Genomic DNA, 20759 nt, shown 5'->3' with positions numbered 1-20759 from the left:
CCGGCGTCCAGCGCCGGACTTCGCATTTTTCAAGAGGTTTACCGTGCCGCATTGGCTTCAACTGATGATGGATTCCCTGCCCACGCTGCTTTGGGCAGGCGTGAAATTCACCATCCCACTGACTCTGCTTTCGTTTGCGCTGGGACTGACGCTGGGGCTCGCAACTGCCGTCGCCCGGCTGTTCGGCCCTGCGCCGCTGCGGTTGCTCGCGCGGTTTTACGTATGGGTCATCCGTGGCACGCCGCTGCTGGTGCAACTTTTCGTCATCTTCTACGGTCTTCCCAGCATCGGTATCCTGCTGGACGCATTCCCGGCTGCTCTCATCGGCTTCACACTGAATGTAGGCGCCTACACCTCCGAAATCATTCGCGCTGCCATTTCCTCGGTCCCGAAAGGCCAATGGGAAGCCGCATTTTCGACCGGCATGAACTGGCGACAGGCCATGCAGCGCACCATCCTGCCGCAAGCGAGCCGAGTGGCTGTACCGCCCTTGTCCAACACCTTCATTTCTCTGGTGAAGGACACTTCGCTCGCCGCAGCCATTACCGTCCCGGAACTTTTCCAGTCCGCACAACGCATCGTCGCCACCACCTATGAGCCGCTGATCCTTTATATCGAGGCGGCCATCATCTATCTGGCCCTGAGTTCCGTGCTATCGAGCTTGCAGGCGCGTCTGGAAGTTCGTTTCGCCCGGTACGGCGGCATGATGGAGACCAACCGATGATCGAGCTTTCCAACATCGAAAAACGCTTCGGCGAAGCGGTCATCCTCAAAGACATTTCGCTGACCTTTTCCGAAGGCAGCGTTACGGCACTGGTTGGCCCTTCCGGCGGCGGCAAAAGCACATTGCTTCGCTGCATCAATCTGCTGGAACTCCCCACGGAGGGCACGGTGCGGATCGGCACCGATGAGGTCGCCTTCACAGCAGGTCGCAAGGTTGCATGGCAGTCCATCCAGAAAATCCGCCGTCAGACGGGCATGGTGTTTCAGAACTTCCAGCTTTTCCCGCACCGTACATCCATCGAAAATGTCATGGAGGGCCTGCTGATCGTGCAGAAGTGGTCGCGCGAAAAGGCAAGAGATCGGGCCTTGGAACTGCTGACCAAAGTGGGTATGGAGCACAAGGCCGATGCCTGGCCCGCCAATCTTTCGGGCGGGCAGCAACAGCGCGTTGCGATCGCAAGAGCGCTCGGCCCCTCTCCACACGTGCTGCTGTGCGACGAGCCGACGTCGGCGCTGGACCCCGAACTGTCAGAGGAGGTGGTCGAGGTGCTCGGCCAACTCGCACGAGAGGGAACGACGATGGTCATGGCGACGCATGATCTGCGCCTTGCCTCGCGCATTGCCAACAATGTCGTGTTTCTCGAGGCTGGCAAAGTGGTTGAAACCGGCTCGTCCGAGTCTATTTTCCGCTCTCCGCAACAGGAGCGTACCCGCCGCTTCGTTTCCTCCATCAACGCGGCACAAACACTTTAGCAGACCGTCAAATCCTTAAACTTGCCACCAATGGACTATTTGCAATTCGGGATTTCACCCTTAAGTCTGGAATGGCAATAGTCGTATCTGGGAGGTTGTATGTCGACGGTTCTCGAAGAGGTGGAAACGCGCCGGGCGCAAGCAAGGCTCGGCGGCGGTCAGAAGCGCATCGATGCACAACATGCCAAAGGCAAGCTGACGGCGCGGGAGCGTCTGGACGTTCTGCTGGATGAGGGCTCCTTCGAAGAATACGACATGTATGTCACCCACCGCGCTGTGGATTTCGGCATGGCCGAACAGAAAGTGGCGGGCGATGGTGTCGTGACCGGATGGGGCACCATAAATGGCAGGCAGGTCTACGTCTTCAGCCAGGACTTTACCGTTCTGGGTGGTTCGCTTTCCGAAACCCATGCGCAGAAAATCTGCAAGATCATGGATATGGCCGCACGGGTCGGAGCACCTGTCATCGGTCTCAATGACAGTGGCGGCGCACGTATTCAGGAAGGCGTATCGTCGCTCGCCGGTTACGCAGAGGTTTTCCGCCGCAATGCCGAGGTTTCGGGCGTCATTCCACAGATCTCTGTGATCATGGGCCCATGTGCGGGCGGTGCGGTCTATTCCCCCGCCATGACGGACTTCATATTCATGGTGCGCGACACGTCCTACATGTTCGTCACCGGACCGGATGTGGTCAAGACCGTCACCAACGAGATCGTAACGGCGGAAGAGCTGGGCGGCGCTTCCACTCACACCAGAAAATCGTCTGTTGCCGACGGCGCCTATGAAAACGATGTCGAAGCGCTGGAGGCCGTGCGCGCGCTGTTCGATTTCCTTCCGCTCAACAATCGCGAAAAGGCACCGAACCGCCCGTTTCACGACGACCCGGCGCGGTTAGAGCAACGGCTGGACACGCTGATACCAGACAGCTCCGCCAAACCCTACGACATGAAAGAGCTGATCCACGCGCTGGCCGACGAAGGCGACTTCTTCGAGATACAGGAAGCTTTCGCCAAAAATATCATAACCGGCTTTATCAGGCTCGAAGGCCAGACCGTTGGCGTGGTCGCCAACCAGCCGATGGTGCTGGCCGGGTGCCTCGATATCGACAGCTCGCGCAAAGCTGCCCGTTTCGTGCGTTTCTGCGATGCCTTCAACATTCCCATTCTGTCGCTCGTGGATGTACCCGGATTTTTGCCCGGTGTGGCTCAGGAATATGGCGGTGTCATCAAGCATGGGGCAAAATTGCTTTTTGCCTATTCGGAAGCGACCGTGCCGATGGTGACGCTGATCACCCGCAAGGCATACGGCGGCGCCTATGACGTGATGGCCTCCAAACATATCGGTGCCGACATCAACTATGCTTGGCCAACGGCGGAGATCGCGGTGATGGGTGCCAAGGGGGCAGCGGAAATCCTCTATCGTTCAGAGCTTTCCGACCCTGCGAAGATTGCGGCACGGACCAAGGAATACGAAGAGCGTTTCGCCAACCCCTTTGTGGCGGCAGAGCGCGGCTTCATTGATGAGGTCATCATGCCGCACTCCTCCCGTCGCCGCATCGCCCGCGCGTTTGCATCGCTGCGCAACAAGCAGGTGACGACGCATTGGAAGAAACACGATACGATTCCGCTGTGAGGGTAACCCAATGATCTCCAAAATCCTCATCGCCAACAGAGGCGAAATCGCTTGCCGCGTTATTCGCACGGCGAAAGCCATGGGTATAAAGACGGTGGCCGTCTATTCCGATGCCGATGCCAATGCTCTGCATGTGCGCGAAGCGGACGAAGCAGTCCATATCGGCCCAGCGCCTTCCAACCAGTCCTATATCGTGATCGAGAAAATTCTGGATGCCATTCGCCAGACGGGTGCGGATGCCGTGCATCCAGGCTATGGATTCCTGTCGGAAAACCCTGTCTTTGCCGCCGCGCTGGAAAAAGCGGGCGTCATCTTCATCGGACCGCCGGTGAAAGCAATCGAGGCGATGGGCGACAAGATCACCTCCAAGAAGCTGGCGCAGGAAGCTGGCGTCTCGACCGTACCCGGCCATATGGGATTGATCGAAAACGCGGACGAGGCTGTGACGATAGCGTCATCTATCGGTTACCCCGTTATGATCAAGGCATCCGCAGGCGGCGGCGGCAAGGGCATGCGCATCGCCTGGAACGACGCCGAAGCACGCGAAGGCTTCCAATCCTCCAAAAACGAAGCCAAATCCTCCTTCGGCGACGACCGCATCTTCATCGAAAAATTCGTCAATCAGCCCCGCCACATCGAAATTCAGGTGCTGGGCGACACGCATGGCAACGTGCTTTATCTGGGAGAGCGTGAGTGCTCGATCCAGCGCCGCAACCAGAAAGTCATCGAAGAGGCTCCGTCCCCTTTCCTTGACGAGGGCACACGGAGGGCGATGGGTGAACAGGCCGTTGCCCTTTGCAAGGCGGTTGGCTATCACTCTGCCGGTACGGTGGAGTTCATCGTGGATGGTGATCGCAATTTCTATTTCCTGGAGATGAACACCCGTCTGCAAGTGGAACATCCGGTGACGGAACTCGTCACGGGCATCGATCTCGTGGAACAGATGATCCGCGTCGCATCCGGCGAGCCATTGGCGTTCGGACAAAGCGATATCAAGCTTAACGGATGGGCCGTCGAAAGTCGCCTCTACGCGGAGGATCCATATCGGAACTTCCTGCCTTCGATCGGTCGTCTCTCGCGATATCGCCCCCCAACAGAAGGGACACAGCCCGACGGCACCGTGATTCGTAACGACACAGGCGTTTTCGAAGGCGGTGAAATCTCGATGTATTATGATCCGATGATCGCCAAGCTCTGCACCTGGGGGAAAGACAGGACAGAAGCCATAGATGCCATGGGAGATGCGCTGGACGGTTTCGAGGTCGAAGGCATCGGCCACAACCTGCCTTTTCTCTCTGCCGTCATGCACAATCAGCGCTTCCGCAGCGGAAATCTGACAACTGGCTTTATCGCCGAAGAGTTTCCCGAGGGCTTTGCGAGCATCGAACCCGAGATTGAGACTGCACGGAAGCTGGCCGCTGTTGCGGCCATTGTTCATCATCGCGTGCAGACGCGCGCCACGCAGATTTCCGGGACGGTCGGCAACCACCGCCGCGTTGTGGGCGACGATTGGGTTGTCAGTTTGGCAAAGACGGACCACCGGATTTCCCTGATGCGCGATGAGACCAAGACCTCTGCAACTTTCGAGGACGGCACCGCTTTGCCAATCGAGACGGCATGGCAACCGGGGCAGACGTTGCAAATGTTTACGGTCGGTGGGCAGTCCATGGCCGTGAAGATTGATCTTTCACCATCCGCAATTCGTCTCCGCTGGCGAGGAATGGATGTAAAAGCGCGGGTTCGCACCCCGCGAATCGCCGAGCTTGCCAAACTGATGCCCGACAAGCTGCCGCCGGATACGTCGAAACTTCTGCTGTGCCCCATGCCAGGGGTCGTTACATCCATTTCCGTGCAGGAGGGCGATCATGTGGAGGCAGGCCAGGCGCTCGCAACCGTCGAAGCGATGAAGATGGAAAACATTCTTCGCGCAGAACGGCATGGTCGCGTCAGCAAAGTGGCGATCAGTGCAGGCGACAGTCTTGCTGTCGATGAGGTGATTTTGGAGTTTGAATAGGCAGCCGGATCGTTTTAAACAGACGGTGCTTTTCAGCCTGACACCAAAGGACCTATCATGCCCAGCGCGACCGATCGCATCGTCTATCTCAACGGTGAATTTCTTCCGGAATCCGAGGCCAAACTCTCTATCTTCGACCGCGGCTTTCTATTCGGGGACGGCATCTACGAGGTCACGTCCGTTATCGATGGCAAGCTGATCGACAGCGATCTACATATGGCGCGGCTAGAACGAAGTGCGGGTGAAATCGATATTCCTCTGCCCATCACCACCCAGCAGGTGGTCGAAGCGGAACGACGCCTGATCAAGGAAAACAGTCTGACGGAAGGTTTGATCTACCTGCAATTGACGCGTGGTGCTGAAGACCGCAATTTTCTGTTTTCGGATGATCTCGCACCCACGCTCGTGATGTTTCCACAGGTGAAAAAACTGGTCGGCAGCCCGCAGGAGTTGACCGGGCTATCGGTAAAATCCGTTCCGGATCAGCGCTGGGCTCGCCGCGATATCAAATCCGTCTGCCTGCTGCCGCAGGTCATGGCCAAGCGCATCGCCAAGGCTGAGGGCTGCGATGAGGCATGGATGATCGAGGACGGTTTCGTCACCGAAGGCGCCTCTTCGACGGCCTATATCATCACCGCAGACAAGAAGCTGGTGACACGCGGCAACAGCAACAAGACCCTGCCCGGCTGCACACGCCAAGCGGCCTTGCAGTTGATTGAAGAAGCGGGCCTGATCTTGGAAGAGCGCCCCTTTACGCTCGGTGAGGCTTTGAAAGCGCAGGAAGCGGTGCTCACCAGTGCGGGCAACTTCGTGATGCCCGTCACAAGCATCGACGGAAAGCCTGTGGGCGATGGAAAGCCCGGCCCACTTGTAAAGCGCCTTCGTGAGCTTTACCTCGAAAACGCGATGCGCACAGCCATTTGAGTGAGAACGGCGTTCGTCCCTAAGAGACCGAGCGCCGATACTCGACCATGCGCGCACGGCTGGAAACCAGTTCCAGCCGGTCGTGACCCAACACGTGCAGGCAGACGCGTTTTGTCCATGGGCCATCGTTCAGCGTAAACAGGAAGCGGCCTGCTCCGAGTGCCATTAACGGCATCGTTTGCCGCGTCGGGCCGACACCCATGGAAAGCATGCCGTTCTCTATCCATAATTCGGCACCTTCCTCGCACATCCAGCGACCCGTCAGCCCGGTTGGCACGTCATGCGGTCCGACTGGCAGAAAGCGGCGTTGTGCGTGGCCAGCTTCTCCCACCAAGGCGTCTCCCTCCACGCGAAGACGCACCGGTGATGAGGCCGAGCGGGAGGAGACCCAGCCATCGCCATCATCATAGAGCGTGTCGTCGGCATCGATGAACGTGCAGGTGCTTCCTTTTATCTCCAGCCACCAAGGGCCCGTTTCCGTGATGTAGAGACCATCCAGTAGACTGCTTGTAGGCTGGGGCAATGGCAGACCGGTCAGCGCCGCCATACTTTCCAGCGCGATTTTGAAACCGTTGGTGTCCTCCCTGTTGGAGACGACGACAAAGCCCGTACCGTTTTCCGGATCGAGCAGAAAGTAAGTCTTGTAACCGGGGTGCGAACCGCCGTGCCCCAGGAAGCGACGCGTGCCCAAATGCGACCAGCGCAAGCCAAGCCCATATTCGCTCATCCGACCATCCGCCAAAGGACGTTCAGAAGACAATGTTTCCAGTACGCTCTCGAACCCCTGTTCGCCGTTCAGGAGTGCCTGCAACCAACGGACCAACGCCTCCGCACTTCCCGCCAAACTGCCGGATGCAGAAATGTGCAGGCCTGCGGATGATAGCTGCCAGCCTTGTTCGGCCTGCCAATATCCAGGCACAAGTCCCGCCACCGGGTCGCTCCACACATCCGGTGCCTTGAGAACGACGCCGAACGGTGTGGCAATCTTCTCCTGCACAAAATCGTCGAACCGAATCCCTTTTCGCTCAAGTGCGGCTTCCACCAGACGATAGCCCGTGTTGGTGTAGGATACCTCGCTACCCGCGGGAAAATTCAGGCGTGTCAGCCTCGAAACATAGTCCAGAAGCGGCGCAGCATGCGTTTCCGTGTAGACCGAGAGGCCAAGCAGCGAGAGACATTCGCGCAAATCCGGCAGGCCACCGCTCATATCGAGTGCCTGCCCCACCGTGACATCGCGAAGCGGCGATTGCAGTTCCGCGATGTGCTTTCCGAGCGGGTCATCGAGCGCAATCAGATGGTTGTTTTCCAGCACCATGGCACAAAACACATGCTTCGTGACCGATGCGTAGCGCACAACGCTTTTGGGTGAAAAAGGTGTGTACGTCGCTAGACTTTCCACGCCACCTGAACAGGCAAACCGCAGGCCCGACAGGTCAAAGCCGACAACAGAACCTCCGGGCTCATTGTTGCTCCATTGCGCCACGAAGTCTTCGGCCACGTTCGAAGCAGCGTTCCAGTCCTGATTGTCCAGCATGTTTTTTCCATTCAAAATCGTCCCAGCAACGCGAAGGACCCTGTTCAGACGCTGCATTTGCACCTATCTGACGCGTACAGCAATGCCCTGTCAGACCCTCCGAAAGTGACCGCGATATGACCAATCCCAACGCCGTACCCGTATTCGATGGCCATAATGACGTCCTGTTGCGTCTCAAACTCTCGGGCCATTCTGCGCCGGAAACGCAGTTTATCGACGGCGATACGGTCGGGCATATAGACCTTCCACGCGCCAAACAGGGCGGTCTGGCGGGCGGGCTTTGTGCGATTTTCGTTCCGTCACCCCCAGGCTTCGATGCCGACCGCAATTTCATTCCCCCAAACCAACCCGACGCGTTGGCCACCACGCTGGGCATGGCAAGCCTGCTGTTTCGCATCGAGGCGGCATCGGATGGCAAACTCAAGATTTGTCGCAACGGTGCCGATATCCGGGAAGCGATGGCAAGCGGCGTGTTCGCTTCGGTTCTGCATATCGAGGGCGTGGAAGCTTTTGATGCGGATCTCGATGCGCTTTATACGCTTCATCAGGCGGGGCTACGGACATTGGGTCCGGTCTGGAGCCGCCCCAACATGTTCGCGCATGGTGTTCCTTTCCGCTTCCCGTCCACGCCCGATATCGGGCCCGGCCTGACCGAAGCCGGGCAGCGGCTGGTGAAGACCTGCAATGAGCTGAAGGTCATGATCGATCTCTCTCATATGAATGAGCAGGGCTTTTGGGATATCGCCCGGATTTCCAAAGCGCCGCTGGTCGCATCCCACTCCAATGCCCATGCCCTTTGCAACCACAGCCGCAACCTCACAGACCGGCAGCTGGACGCCATTCGGGACACAAGCGGGTTGGCCGGAATCAATTTCGGCGTGCTGTTTGTGCGCCAGGACGGCACCAAGAACCCCGACACCGATTTGGGAGAACTGGTCCGTCATGTCGATTACATGGTCGAGCGCATGGGTATCGACCATGTCGCATTTGGATCGGACTTCGATGGCACCACGATTCCCGCAGCGATGAAGGATGCGTCAGACCTGCAACTGCTTGTCGATGCTTTGCGAGCCGCAGGGTACGATCGAGAATCGCTTGAAAAAATCTGCCACGGCAACTGGATCAGGGTTCTGGAGGCGACGTGGAGCCAATCATAGTCCAAAGAGGCAATACGGTCTGCGGCGACCCATGGCCTTTGTCAGGATTGACGTTTCTCGAACGGCAGGCTGCCGCAATTTAGAAAATAAAAATTAAATCTTCGTATGACTGAGACGATACCGAACTAGCGTCACAATCGTGTGGTTCGCCAGAAGCAATCTGGTCTCGTGGAAAAGCATATGACTGAGAAGAACGACGTTGCGCAGATCGAAGAGGCCGAGGCAGGTCTCGAAGGCTTTTTTGAGCGATACAGGACGCATATCACCTCGATCGCGGTAACGGTCGTCTTCGTGATGATGACCTTCACCATCTATAAGCTGACCTCTGAAGTCCGTTACGACGATATCGTCGAGGCGCTGGCCGACACAAGCTGGAAGGCTGCGGCGCTTGCGGTGCTCTTTACCGGTCTGAGCTTTGCAGCTTTGATCTGTTACGATTTGAACGCCATCGAATACATCGGCAAAAAACTGCCGACGCCATCCGTCATCGCGACTGCATTCATCGCTTATGCGGTTGGAAACACAGCGGGTTTCGGACCTTTGAGCGGTGGCGCAATCCGCTTTCGTGCCTATTCTCGTATGGGACTGACCCCATCGGATATTGCCCGTATCATTGCTTTCGTGACGCTGTCCTTCGGTCTTGGCCTGCTCGCCGTCAGTGCCTTGTCCACCCTCGTTGTCGCCCCGCGGATAGCGGCCATCATCAATGTCGATTCGATGTGGCTGCGCGGCGGAGCGCTGGCACTCATCTTCATCATGGCAGCATTTCTGTTTCTGGGACGTAACGGCCGGGTCCTGCAAATCAAACGCCTGAAACTGCGCTTGCCCGATAGCAGAACCTCTTCGCGCCAATTCCTGGTATCTGCACTCGATATTGCAGCATCGGCATCCGTGCTTTACGTGCTTTTGCCTGAGACCAATGTCGGTTGGCCGAGCTTCTTCGCCATTTACGCGACGGCCGTCGGTCTCGGCGTTCTCAGCCATGTCCCCGCAGGTCTCGGCGTGTTCGAAACGGTCATGGTCGCGGGTCTCGGCAACGCCATCAGCCTCGACCAGTTGCTCGGCGGTCTCGTTCTCTATCGCATGATCTACCATGTCCTGCCGCTTATCGTTGCCATCATCCTGATGCTGGCAACGGAAATGAAGCAGTTCGCCTCAAAGCCCGTGATGGCGGATATCGGCCATCTTGCCGGGCGGCTGGCGCCGTCTCTGCTCTCGGCCTATGCCCTCATTCTCGGCACCATGCTGATTTTTTCGAGCGTGACACCGACGCCGGATGGTAATCTCGATTTCCTGTCGGGCTTCGTACCGCTACCCATCATCGAGGCGGCGCACTTTCTGTCCAGTATTCTTGGCCTCGTTCTAGTCGTGGCCTCGCGCGGCCTTAGCCAGCGGCTCGATGGCGCATGGTGGGTCGCCCTCGTTGCGGCCGCAGGTGGCCTGTTCCTGTCCCTCATCAAGGCGATAGCCGTTTTCGAGGCGATATTTCTCGGTATCTTTATCGTCGCATTGTTTTTCAACGTCCGTAGCTTTACCCGTCACGCCTCGCTTCTGCGGCAAGCCCTTGGTCCAACCTGGCTGGCCGCCATGGCGGTCATCGTCGCCGGTGCCGCGACGATCCTGTTCTTTGTCTACCGTGACACAGACTACAGCCAAACGCTTTGGTGGCAGTTCGAGTTTTCGGAGGAAGCTCCGCGCAGCTTGCGAGCGTTGCTGGGTCTGGTGCTCGCCTCCTCGACCGTCGCAATCTTCAGCCTGCTGCGGCCTGTCATGTACCGCCCTGAGGAAATCCACCCTGAAGATATCGCCAAAGCGACCGAGATCGTCAAAAAGCAGGATGTGGCAGACGCCAACCTCGTGCGCATGGGCGACAAGCACGTCATGCTATCGGAAAGCGGCAACGCCTTCATCATGTACGGCATTCGTGGGCGCTCGTGGATTGCACTGGCCGATCCCGTGGGAGACGAAAACGATTTTGCCGACCTCGTTTGGCAATTCGTTGAAACTGCTCGTGCTTCTGGTGGGCGGGCGGTGTTCTATCAGATATCGCCGGCTATTCTCACCCATTGCGCGGATGCCGGCCTGCGCGCCTTCAAGCTGGGTGAGCTTGCCATGGCCGATCTCACCCGCTTCGAATTGAAGGGTGGCAAACTGGCCAACCTTCGGCAATCGCTCAGCCGGGGCGCGCGAGACGGGCTGACCTTTTCCGTTATCGATACGCCCCAAGTTCCTGATATCTACGAGGCTATCAAACGGGTCTCAGATTCCTGGCTGGAGCATCACAACACGCGCGAAAAGACCTTTTCGCTCGGCTCGTTCGAGAAAGACTACATTCTCTCGCAACCGGTCGCGGTGCTTTACAAAGACGGTCAGATCACCGCTTTTGCCAACCTGCTGATGACCGAAACGAAAAAGGAAGTCACCGTCGATCTCATGCGCTTTTCGCCGGATGCGCCGCGCGGTGCCATGGACTTCCTGTTTGTCAGCATTATTGAATATATGCGCAATCAGGGTTATTCCCATTTCAATCTGGGCATGGCACCGCTTTCGGGGATGTCGAAACGAGAGGCTGCTCCGGTTTGGGATCGGATCGGCGGGACATTATTCGAACACGGTGAGCGTTTTTATAACTTCAAGGGGCTGCGAGCCTTCAAATCGAAGTTTCACCCGAAGTGGGAGCCTCGTTACGTCGCGGTTTCCAACGGTACCAGTGCCGCATTGGCGCTAATGGACGCAACCGTTCTCATCAGCGGCGGCGTTAGAGGAGTGATTGGTAAATGACGGGCCTGCATTATCTGAAAGCCGCATTGGTCGCAGCCGCACTTTCCATTCCACTTCATGTGTCGGCACAAGACGCCAATGGCTTTGAGACAGGCATGATCCCACCCGATCACATCATGTTGCCGGACGGCGATATGGCAGCCAACATATTCCTGATATCCGGCCCGAACGGCTGGGGTGACGCCGAACAGACGCAGGCCGAAGCCTTGGTCGAAAAAGGTGCGGCTGTCGTCGGTATCGATTTTCCGAAATACATCGAAGCGCTCAAAGCCGATGACGAAGACTGCATCTATATGATTTCCGACATCGAGGAATTGGCGCAGGAAATCCAGCGCAAGGCCAATGTGTCGAACTATCGCCCACCCATCGTGGCCGGCATCGGTGACGGTGCGACGCTTGCCTTGGCGATGATCGCACAGAGCCCGGCGGCAACGATTGGCGAAGCGGTCGCGGTCGATCCTGTTGCCAGCGTTCCGCTGGACAAGAAGATCCTGTGCACACCGGCCACGAAAGAGCCTGACAACGGCCGAACCATTTACGGCCTGACCGATGGCCCGCTTCCCGCCCCCGTCAGCGTTGTCTTCACATCGAAGGCAGATGCCAAGGGTCGCACGCATGTCGAAGACCTTCTAAAATCCCATTCCGATATCGACGTGAAGGACGTGGACGATGACGCGCAGGCGGCCCTCGGCCAGGCACTGCAAGATCGGATCGACGCGGCTGGCAATGGCGACAATCCTCTGGGACTGCCGTTGACGGTTCTGGAAGCAAAGCCAACCATGGACACCATGGCCATCATCTATTCCGGCGACGGCGGTTGGCGCGATCTGGATAAGGATGTCGGCGGCTTCTTGCAGCAGGACGGCATACCGACCATCGGCATCGATTCCCTGCGCTACTTCTGGTCCGAAAAAAAGCCACAGGATATTGCCGACGACCTCACGCGTATCATCGACACCTATCGCAAGGAGTGGAAGGTCAAGAACGTCATGCTGATCGGTTACTCATTCGGCGCTGATGTCATCCCGGCCACCTTCAACCTTTTGCCCGCGAAGGACAAAAGCCGCGTCGTGCAAATGAGCCTGTTGTCGCTGTCCCACGAGGTTTCCTATGAAATTTCAGTCGGAGGATGGCTCGGCGTCTCTGGTTCAGGCACTCAAGACCCGGTCAAAGATCTCGAAAAAATCGATCCGAAGATTGTCCAGTGCGTTTACGGAACCGAGGATGAAGAAGCCGCCTGCCCGGACTTGAAAGACAAAGGGGCGGAAATCATCGGTATCGATGGCGGGCATCATTTCGATGAGGACTACGAGGCGCTGACCAAGCGTATCGTTGCCTCCCTCAAAAAGCGACTTGGACAGTAATCGAAATCGATTTTCCTTGTCGACATATTGAATACACACCTTGAACTCTGTATCTCGTTGGCATGATGTCAACGAAAGACACTGTCCATGTTTCTCGATAACAAGCCCGCCCTCATCGACAACACAGAGCGCTTCGACAGACTTGAGCGCATCCGCGCTGATATGGAGCAACGAGACATAGATGCACTGCTACTCGGCTCCAGTGAGAGCTTGCGGTATTTCACGGGTCTGGTTTGGCATCAAAGTGAGCGATTGTTGGGGGCCGTGATTACGCGCAGCGGCCTGCATTACATAGTGCCTGGCTTTGAAAAAAGCCGTGTCGACACACTCCCTTGCATCGATGGAGACGTCCACATCTGGCAGGAGGAGCAAAATCCGGCTGCGCTCGTCGCCTCGCTGATTGGGCAAACCGGACAAGTGGCTTTGGATGATGCGCTGCCGCTTTTCATTTACCACGCTCTTGCGAGAGAACTGGGGCAAGACAGGTTGGTAGACGGCGGCCCTTTGATCAGTGCCTTGCGTATGCACAAATCACCCTCTGAAATCACGATCATTCAATACGCAATGGATTTGACGCTGGAAGTGCAGAAGCGGGCTCACGCCATGATGAGGCCTGGCATCCGCGCCTCCGAGGTTGTTCGCTTCATCAACGAGCAGCATCTGGAGTTGGGTGGTGATGGCGGCTCCTCTTTCTGCATCGTGTCGTTCGGCACGGCGACCTCGCTTCCGCACGGGGCAGAGGGTGATCAGACGTTACGGGACGGCGACGTCATTCTGGTCGATACCGGCACACGGATCGATGGCTACCATTCCGATCTCACACGGACCTATGTTCTCGACGCCCCCTCCACCGAGTTCGCGGACGCCTGGGCCATCGAGCGGCAGGCACAACAGGCCGTTTTCGACGCAGCGACGCTCGGTGCGTCTTGCAGCAGTCTGGATGACGCCGCGCGTAGCGTTATGCTGAAGCACGGATTGGGACCTGATTATACACTGCCGGGCCTGCCGCATCGCGCAGGCCACGGTCTCGGGCTCGAAATCCACGAAGCGCCTTATATCGTGCGTGGCAACTCACTGCCGCTGTCGCAAGGCATGTGCTTTTCCAATGAGCCGATGCTGGTCTATCCGGATCAGTTCGGCATTCGTCTGGAGGACCATATCTACATGGGAAGCGACGGTGCACGATGGTTCACGCAGCCGGCAAAGTCGCTAACCCAACCCTTTTCGTGACACGCAATTAACGCATATAATATATACTTTTCCACACGCGAATCATATTGCTGGAGCCATCGATGTCCGTCGCAGAAAAAAGAAAAACAAAAACACCCATTCTGGTCGAGCGGATTGCAGATTTTATCGAAACGATAAAGGCCACCCAAAAGCCTGACGGCACATTCGACACGAAGAAGATCAGCAGTCTCTGGAACGAAGAGGTGCGTTTTCATTTCGATAATGGCCGTACGGAGAAGACGCTCGAACTCTACATTGTAAAATATAGATATGCACTCAAGGATGCCTTCGGACCGAGGACAACACCGCTTGCGATCTGTAATATGAAAAAACTACGCGAGCGGCTGGATACCTACATCAAGACGGCTGAATACCCTCTCAAATGCGTTGCGAGTTCGATCGAGGAAAAGCTCGGACGCGCCGAACACAACATAGCCGGTCGCAAGCCCCGCTTCCTTCTGCGGGTATCGGACTTCATAGCCGCCACGAACGGGCTGACCACGAAGCCAGAAATGCAGGCCCTGTGGGATGCAGAGATGGCGTCGATGGGAGACAAAGCGCAAGCAACCGTCATCTCCTACATCACCAAATATCGCAACGCTTTGCGCGAAGCCTTTGGTGACGACCACCCCATGCTGCGAATTGCCGCGGGCACTCCGCAACTCTATGACGACGCGCGCAAGATAAAAATGGCGAAGATCGCCAACAAGCACGGATCGCTGATCACGTTCGACAATTATGCCGAGGTAATGAAGCGGTGCCGCCGATACCTGCAATCGTCCGACATCATGACAATTGCCATCGGCCTGATGGGCACCACGGGCCGCCGCCCCTACGAAATCTTCACGCAGGCCGAACTGACGCCAGCGGCCTACGGGAAAGGCGTTTCGAAATGGAGCATTCTGTTTAATGGACAGGCGAAGACCAAGCAGGGTGAAGGTACCAAGTTCGGTGTCACATACGAAATCCCTGTGCTGGAGCAGTCAAAAATCGTGCTGGACGCCTATCGCCGTCTGCGGGAGAGCAGCGATGGCAAGCTTTGGTTCGGGCTGAGCGTGGACGATTTTACCGCGGAGGTCCGGTTGCCCCTGCGTGATGCGGTCATCAGCAAGTTCGAAGATATATGGCCCAAGGAAGAGCCGCCGAAGCCATACGGCTTACGGCACCTCTACGCCGAAATCGCCTATCGCAACTTCGCTCCGTCAAGCGTCACCAAAAACAGCTATTTCGCTGCTATCCTCGGCCATAATAACAACGACCTCGAAACGTCGCTGTCCTACATGACCTACACATTCCCAGAGGATGGAGAGCAGTCCCAGGCCCGCGCAGCGCGTGTTGCTGAACGCACGATCCGGCAGATGGTGAGTGTGAATCAGATACCTGGCATGCCTATCAAAGCTGGCTGATAAAAATGGTTTTCGAGCCAGAATGACGTTCGTATTGTCAGGAACAGCAAGACCGGTTTGGTCGTCTTGACATGGGTAACATGCCCCTCTAGCAAGATGGAACATATGTTCCAAAACCGTCTGCTGGCCGCATCATCGTTCCACGGACGAAACACCAAATCGGGAGGACACGATGGTTACGAGATTGGCTTTGCTGGGTGCGGGACGCATCGGAAAAGTACATGCAAAAGCAATTGCTGCTGACAAGCGAGCGAAGCTGGTTGCCGTCGTGGATGCATTCCAGGAGGCTGCACAGGCCATCGCCGATGACACCGGTTGTGAGATCAGCACTATCGATGCCGTTCTGGCCAATCCCCAGATTGATGCCGTCATCATCTGCACGCCAACCAACACCCACGCCGATCTGATCGAGCGTTTTGCCCGTGCCGGAAAGGCGATTTTCTGCGAAAAACCAATTGACCTGGACGTCGCCCGAGCTCAAGGCTGCATCGACATCGTCAAGGAAACCAACGCAAAGATCATGCTCGGTTTCAACCGTCGTTTCGACCCGCATTTCCGTGCCGTGCGCAAAGCCATCGATGACGGCCAGATCGGCAATGTCGAGATGGTAACCATCACCAGCCGCGATCCGGGCGCGCCTCCCCCGGAATACATCAAGGTTTCCGGTGGCATTTTCCGCGACATGACCATCCACGACTTCGACATCGCTCGCTTTCTGTTGGGTGAGGAGATTGTCAGCGTCTTCGCAACCGGCTCCGTTCTGGTCGATCCACAGATCGGCGAACTGGGAGATTATGACAGCGCCAGCATCATCCTGACGACAGCGGGCGGTCGTCAGGCTATGATCTCGAATTCCCGGCGCGCGACCTATGGATATGATCAACGCATCGAAGTTCACGGCTCACTGGGCTCGGTCGCTGCCGAAAACCAGCGTCCTGTCTCCATCGAAATTGCCACGAAAGATGGTTACACCCGCCCGCCGCTGCATGATTTCTTCATGACACGCTACACCGCCGCCTATGCCGCCGAAATCGCAGCTTTCATCGACGCGATCGAGAACAACGTCGCACCCTCGCCGTCTGCCCAAGATGGCTTGATTGCCCTGAAACTCGCCGACGCTGCATTGAAATCCGCACGTGAAAAAGTGGTCGTCCAGATCGCTTAAGGCCTTCCGTCAAGGGTGAGGCGTGTCGTCTCACCCTTGCCGACCATTGGCAGCTGTCACAAAAGACGAGTCTTTCCAGACAATTGGAAGAAAGCATCGCAACGGTGCCGAGATGGCGACGAGCCAGACCCTGGCACCTGATCCGGGTCGCCTTAATAACTGCTATTATTGATTTTAGAGCGTTTTTTCAGACCACTTATTCGCAATTTCACATCAACACGCATTGAGTAGAGTTGCTCACTCTGTAGCGCCGAATGTTCAATCGCCTGGAGCATTTCACTTCGACGGAGACATGTACTGCATTTCTGAGAAATGTTGGCGCATTCGTCTGGTTGGATCGTTTCGAACAGCCCGCCGATATGCCGACAGGTATCTTCGAAGGTCCGCTTCTGTGCATTGCACCTCCAATGTCTTATCTTCGAGAAAGCCTGCTCGATGGGATTGAGGTCCGGTGAGTAAGGTGGCAGGAACCACAAGACGGTAAAGCGCACGGGGCCGCCGGTTTGTGGCTCCCAATATCACTGACGGTAGTGGGTCGCCTGGCCTCCATCCTCGCCTTGATACAGGCGTTTCAGGAATACAGCGCCAGCATGCCAGATAGCCACAGAAACGAGTTTGCCGGCCGTGCAAGGGCGTGTGAGTTTATGGATAGTCCTGAGAATCTGGAGTTTCTGGCGTACGTCAGTGCCGTGCTCGCTCCGAAACGCAAGAACGCCCTCCTTTTGGGAGAGCCTAATGTATTGATTGTCCTGGAAAGTTTGGTTGCGGGGGCAGGATTTGAACCTGCGGCCTTCAGGTTATGAGCCTGACGAGCTACCGGGCTGCTCCACCCCGCGTTACCAGGTTTTTGCGTTTGCAAAAACCGCCATAGCAAACTCGCAGAGTTTGCGTCACTACCCGACTTTTGCGTTAGCAAAATGTCGCTTTTTTCCCGGTTTTTGCCTTGGGCAAAATACCGATCATGTACACCGCAAGGCGGTTTACATGGAGTGCCGGAGCAAATTGCGTAGCAACTTGTCTCCTGTAAGGGACGCACCTCTTTTTTTGGTACGCCGATCTTTGATTTGTTTTCGGCTTATCGCTTCAACGACGAAAGGCCGCTTGATGCGGCCCTTTGTATCGGCTGGGCCGAAGTTTGTTTATGTTTGAGAAGATTTTTGTTTTATCATGTGTTGCGTTTTGCAGACCTGGCAGCGACCTACTCTCCCGCGTCTTAAGACGGAGTACCATTGGCGCAGGGGCGTTTCACGGCCGTGTTCGGAATGGGAACGGGTGCAGCCGCCCCGCAATAACCACCAGGTCGGCAAAACGCAACATATGTTCATGCGGAGCATGAACATATGATTGCTTGTGATTGGTGTAGCTTATCCTGTTCGCTTGACGCTCACAGGGCACACCAATGGTCGATACGGCACCCTTTGCGAGTGTACGTTTGACCAAAGCAACATGTTCATGTTTTCACATGGAAACTGTTGTTTCGAGAAGCTGGGTGGCTGAGCCACTTTTTGTCTTAATTACACGTCTTATCTGTTTTGTCCTGACGCCCGAAGGGCTCCGGACGGGCCGCATCACGCGATGCGACGGCTCGCTGAGCCTGTATGGTGCCACACTCAAGCTTGAGCGGGGCAGCCCTACAGGACGATAGTCCGTCGCAAATCGTTTTGCGCGCCGTCTGCAGCGTAGTGGCCGAAGGCCACGTCAGCGTGAAGACAGAACAGATCTTCATCAAGCTTTGCTTGATGAACATAATCAATGGGAACGAAGAAGTCGATCGAGCTATTAGTAACGGTAAGCTTCATGCATTACTGCACTTCCACACCCGTCCTATCAACGTGGTCGTCTTCCACGGCTCTGATAGGGAACACTCGTTTTCAGGTTGGTTTCCCGCTTAGATGCCTTCAGCGGTTATCCATTCCGTATATAGCTACTCTGCTATGCCCTTGGCAGGACAACAGATCCACCAGAGATACGTCCATCCCGGTCCTCTCGTACTAGGGACAGATCCTGTCAATATTCCTACACCCACGGCAGATAGGGACCGAACTGTCTCACGACGTTCTGAACCCAACTCACGTACCGCTTTAAATGGCGAACAGCCATACCCTTGGGACCTGCTCCAGCCCCAGGATGCGATGAGTCGACATCGAGGTGCCAAACAACCCCGTCGATATGGACTCTTGGGGGTCATCAGCCTGTTATCCCCGGCGTACCTTTTATCCGTTGAGCGATGGCCCTTCCACACGGGACCACCGGATCACTATGACCGACTTTCGTCTCTGCTCGACTTGTCAGTCTCGCAGTCAGGCGGGCTTATGCCATTGCACTCGACGACCGATTTCCGACCGGTCTGAGCCCACCATCGCGCGCCTCCGTTACTCTTTCGGAGGCGACCGCCCCAGTCAAACTACCCACCATACACTGTCCCGGATCCGGATAACGGACCGCGGTTAGACATCCACGAAGATAAGGGTGGTATTTCAAGGATGGCTCCACGAGAACTGGCGTCCCCGCTTCAAAGCCTACCACCTATCCTACACATGCCTTGGCGAATGCCAGTGTAAAGCTATAGTAAAGGTGCACGGGGTCTTTCCGTCTGACCGCAGGAACCCCGCATCTTCACGGGGAATTCAATTTCACTGAGTCTATGTTGGAGACAGCGGGGAAGTCGTTACGCCATTCGTGCAGGTCGGAACTTACCCGACAAGGAATTTCGCTACCTTAGGACCGTTATAGTTACGGCCGCCGTTTACTGGGGCTTCAGTTCAGAGCTTGCACCCCTCCCTTTAACCTTCCAGCACCGGGCAGGCGTCAGGCCCTATACGTCGTATTGCTACTTCGCAGAGCCCTGTGTTTTTGATAAACAGTCGCTACCCCCTGGTCTGTGCCACCCTGACATACTTGCGTACAACAGGGTCACGCTTCTTCCGAAGTTACGCGTGCAATTTGCCGAGTTCCTTCAACATAGTTCTCTCAAGCGCCTTGGTATACTCTACCTGACCACCTGTGTCGGTTTCGGGTACGGTCTATACGGTGGAGCTATTTCCTGGAACCTCTTCGCCGCCCAACCAATCCAATAAGGTTGAACAACACACGAGATCCGTCACTACCACCAGGCCCACGAATATTAACGTGGTTCCCATCGACTACGCATTTCTGCCTCATCTTAGGGGCCGGCTAACCCTGCTCAGATTAACTTTAAGCAGGAACCCTTGGTCTTTCGGCGAGGGAGTCTCTCACTCCCTTTATCGTTACTCATGTCAACATTCGCACTTCCGATATCTCCAGGGGCCCTCACGGGTCCCCCTTCACAGACTTACGGAACGCTCCGCTACCACAAAACAGCCACTACGACTGTCTTATCCTCAGCTTCGGTGCATGGCTTTAGCCCCGTTACATTTTCGGCGCAAAGACCCTTATTTAGACCAGTGAGCTGTTACGCTTTCTTTAAATGATGGCTGCTTCTAAGCCAACATCCTGGTTGTTTTGGGATCCTCACATCCTTTCCCACTTAGCCATGACTTGGGGACCTTAGCTGGAGGTCAGGGTTGTTGCCCTCTTCACGACGGACGTTAGCACCCGCCGTGTGTCTGCCGATTAGTACTCCTCGGTATTCGGAGTTTGGTTAGGATCAGTAAGACGGTGAGTCCCCATAGCCCATCCAGTGCTCTACCCCCGAGGGTATTCGATCGACGCACTACCTAAATAGTTTTCGCGGAGAACCAGCTATTTCCGAGTTTGATTGGCCTTTCACCCCTAGCCACAAGTCATCCCAATCTATTGCAACAGATATGGGTTCGGCCCTCCAGTTGGTGTTACCCAACCTTCAGCCTGCTCATGGCTAGATCACTCGGTTTCGGGTCTAATGCAACAAACTAAACGCCCTATTCAGACTCGCTTTCGCTACGCCTACACCTACCGGCTTAAGCTTGCTTGCTACACTAAGTCGTTGACCCATTATACAAAAGGTACGCCGTCACTCTTTCGAGCTCCGACTGCTTGTAGGCATCCGGTTTCAGGTTCTATTTCACTCCCCTCGTCGGGGTGCTTTTCACCTTTCCCTCACGGTACTTGTTCGC

General features: G+C 56.2%; 12 protein-coding genes, 1 tRNA gene, 2 rRNA genes and 1 pseudogene (1 of these 16 only partly in view). 11 read left to right on the top strand and 5 right to left on the bottom strand.

Annotated elements, in window-relative coordinates; genetic code table 11:
- Positions 1-43: 43 nt before the first annotated feature.
- The 5 genes from RMR21_RS20310 to RMR21_RS20290 all read left to right on the top strand — a co-directional run bounded on the left by RMR21_RS20310 (position 44) and on the right by RMR21_RS20290 (position 6046).
- A complete protein-coding gene (locus RMR21_RS20310) occupies positions 44-724 on the top strand; it encodes an amino acid ABC transporter permease (protein ID WP_498671221.1) in 681 nt (226 codons plus the stop codon).
- A complete protein-coding gene (locus RMR21_RS20305) occupies positions 721-1476 on the top strand; it encodes an amino acid ABC transporter ATP-binding protein (RefSeq protein WP_498671219.1) in 756 nt (251 codons plus the stop codon). The genes RMR21_RS20310 and RMR21_RS20305 overlap by 4 nt, the downstream gene beginning before the upstream one ends.
- A 99-nt stretch (positions 1477-1575) precedes the next feature.
- Positions 1576-3108: an acyl-CoA carboxylase subunit beta gene (locus RMR21_RS20300; protein WP_498671218.1), complete on the top strand. Its 1533-nt coding sequence runs from the start codon at positions 1576-1578 to the stop codon at positions 3106-3108.
- Between the two features lie 10 nt (positions 3109-3118).
- On the top strand, positions 3119-5122 hold the full coding sequence (locus tag RMR21_RS20295; protein WP_498671217.1) for an acetyl-CoA carboxylase biotin carboxylase subunit: 2004 nt from the start codon (positions 3119-3121) through the stop codon (positions 5120-5122).
- 57 nt (positions 5123-5179) lie between these two features.
- Positions 5180-6046, top strand: coding sequence for a D-amino-acid transaminase (locus RMR21_RS20290; RefSeq protein WP_498671216.1), 867 nt, complete (start codon positions 5180-5182; stop codon positions 6044-6046).
- Between the two features lie 19 nt (positions 6047-6065).
- On the opposite strand, the gene RMR21_RS20285 is transcribed toward RMR21_RS20290, so the two are convergent.
- Positions 6066-7580 carry a serine hydrolase domain-containing protein gene (locus tag RMR21_RS20285; protein WP_498671215.1) on the bottom strand — a complete coding sequence of 505 codons (1515 nt, stop codon included), beginning with the start codon at positions 7578-7580 and terminating at the stop codon, positions 6066-6068.
- A gap of 116 nt (positions 7581-7696) precedes the next feature.
- Here RMR21_RS20285 and RMR21_RS20280 point away from each other — a divergent pair, with 116 nt between their 5' ends.
- The 6 genes from RMR21_RS20280 (at position 7697) to iolG (ending at position 16683) form a co-directional block, all read left to right on the top strand.
- Positions 7697-8737, top strand: coding sequence for a dipeptidase (locus RMR21_RS20280; protein WP_498671214.1), 1041 nt, complete (start codon positions 7697-7699; stop codon positions 8735-8737).
- 180 nt (positions 8738-8917) lie between these two features.
- Positions 8918-11518 (top strand): bifunctional lysylphosphatidylglycerol flippase/synthetase MprF, encoded by a 2601-nt coding sequence (mprF, locus tag RMR21_RS20275; protein WP_498671213.1) that lies wholly within the window; start codon positions 8918-8920, stop codon positions 11516-11518.
- Positions 11515-12882 carry a virulence factor family protein gene (locus RMR21_RS20270; RefSeq protein WP_498671212.1) on the top strand — a complete coding sequence of 456 codons (1368 nt, stop codon included), beginning with the start codon at positions 11515-11517 and terminating at the stop codon, positions 12880-12882. The genes mprF and RMR21_RS20270 overlap by 4 nt, the downstream gene beginning before the upstream one ends.
- An 87-nt stretch (positions 12883-12969) precedes the next feature.
- Complete coding sequence (locus RMR21_RS20265; protein ID WP_498671210.1) at positions 12970-14112, top strand: M24 family metallopeptidase; 1143 nt, start codon at positions 12970-12972, stop codon at positions 14110-14112.
- A gap of 62 nt (positions 14113-14174) precedes the next feature.
- Positions 14175-15518 (top strand): telomere resolvase TelA, encoded by a 1344-nt coding sequence (gene telA, locus RMR21_RS20260; RefSeq protein WP_498671209.1) that lies wholly within the window; start codon positions 14175-14177, stop codon positions 15516-15518.
- Positions 15519-15690: 172 nt separating this feature from the next.
- On the top strand, positions 15691-16683 hold the full coding sequence (gene iolG, locus RMR21_RS20255; RefSeq protein WP_498671207.1) for an inositol 2-dehydrogenase: 993 nt from the start codon (positions 15691-15693) through the stop codon (positions 16681-16683).
- Between the two features lie 277 nt (positions 16684-16960).
- Here iolG and RMR21_RS20250 read toward each other — a convergent pair.
- From RMR21_RS20250 to RMR21_RS20235, 4 genes and pseudogenes are all read right to left on the bottom strand, one after another.
- A pseudogene (locus tag RMR21_RS20250) lies at positions 16961-17159 on the bottom strand (transposase); the annotation flags it as partial.
- Between the two features lie 283 nt (positions 17160-17442).
- Positions 17443-17519: transfer RNA gene (locus RMR21_RS20245), tRNA-Met, on the bottom strand.
- A gap of 349 nt (positions 17520-17868) precedes the next feature.
- Positions 17869-17983, bottom strand: a 5S ribosomal RNA gene (rrf, locus tag RMR21_RS20240).
- A 458-nt stretch (positions 17984-18441) separates the two neighbouring features.
- A 23S ribosomal RNA gene (locus RMR21_RS20235) occupies positions 18442-20759 on the bottom strand; it runs 489 nt beyond the window's last position.

It is taken from the genome of Agrobacterium sp. rho-8.1, assembly GCF_033957725.1.
In the GTDB taxonomy this organism is placed as follows: Bacteria; Pseudomonadota; Alphaproteobacteria; order Rhizobiales; family Rhizobiaceae; genus Agrobacterium.
Note: the sequence above shows the minus strand (reverse complement) of the source record. Positions and strands in the feature narration are given on the sequence as shown.

Excerpts from the sequence above, each read along its gene's own strand:
- RMR21_RS20305 (WP_498671219.1), top strand. The coding sequence starts at position 721 with ATGATCGAGCTTTCCAACATCGAAAAACGCTTCGGCGAAGCGGTCATC.
- RMR21_RS20300 (WP_498671218.1), top strand. The coding sequence starts at position 1,576 with ATGTCGACGGTTCTCGAAGAGGTGGAAACGCGCCGGGCGCAAGCAAGG.
- RMR21_RS20295 (WP_498671217.1), top strand. The coding sequence starts at position 3,119 with ATGATCTCCAAAATCCTCATCGCCAACAGAGGCGAAATCGCTTGCCGC.
- RMR21_RS20290 (WP_498671216.1), top strand. The coding sequence starts at position 5,180 with ATGCCCAGCGCGACCGATCGCATCGTCTATCTCAACGGTGAATTTCTT.
- RMR21_RS20285 (WP_498671215.1), bottom strand. The coding sequence starts at position 7,580 with ATGCTGGACAATCAGGACTGGAACGCTGCTTCGAACGTGGCCGAAGAC.
- RMR21_RS20280 (WP_498671214.1), top strand. The coding sequence starts at position 7,697 with ATGACCAATCCCAACGCCGTACCCGTATTCGATGGCCATAATGACGTC.
- mprF (WP_498671213.1), top strand. The coding sequence starts at position 8,918 with ATGACTGAGAAGAACGACGTTGCGCAGATCGAAGAGGCCGAGGCAGGT.
- RMR21_RS20270 (WP_498671212.1), top strand. The coding sequence starts at position 11,515 with ATGACGGGCCTGCATTATCTGAAAGCCGCATTGGTCGCAGCCGCACTT.
- RMR21_RS20265 (WP_498671210.1), top strand. The coding sequence starts at position 12,970 with ATGTTTCTCGATAACAAGCCCGCCCTCATCGACAACACAGAGCGCTTC.
- telA (WP_498671209.1), top strand. The coding sequence starts at position 14,175 with ATGTCCGTCGCAGAAAAAAGAAAAACAAAAACACCCATTCTGGTCGAG.
- iolG (WP_498671207.1), top strand. The coding sequence starts at position 15,691 with ATGGTTACGAGATTGGCTTTGCTGGGTGCGGGACGCATCGGAAAAGTA.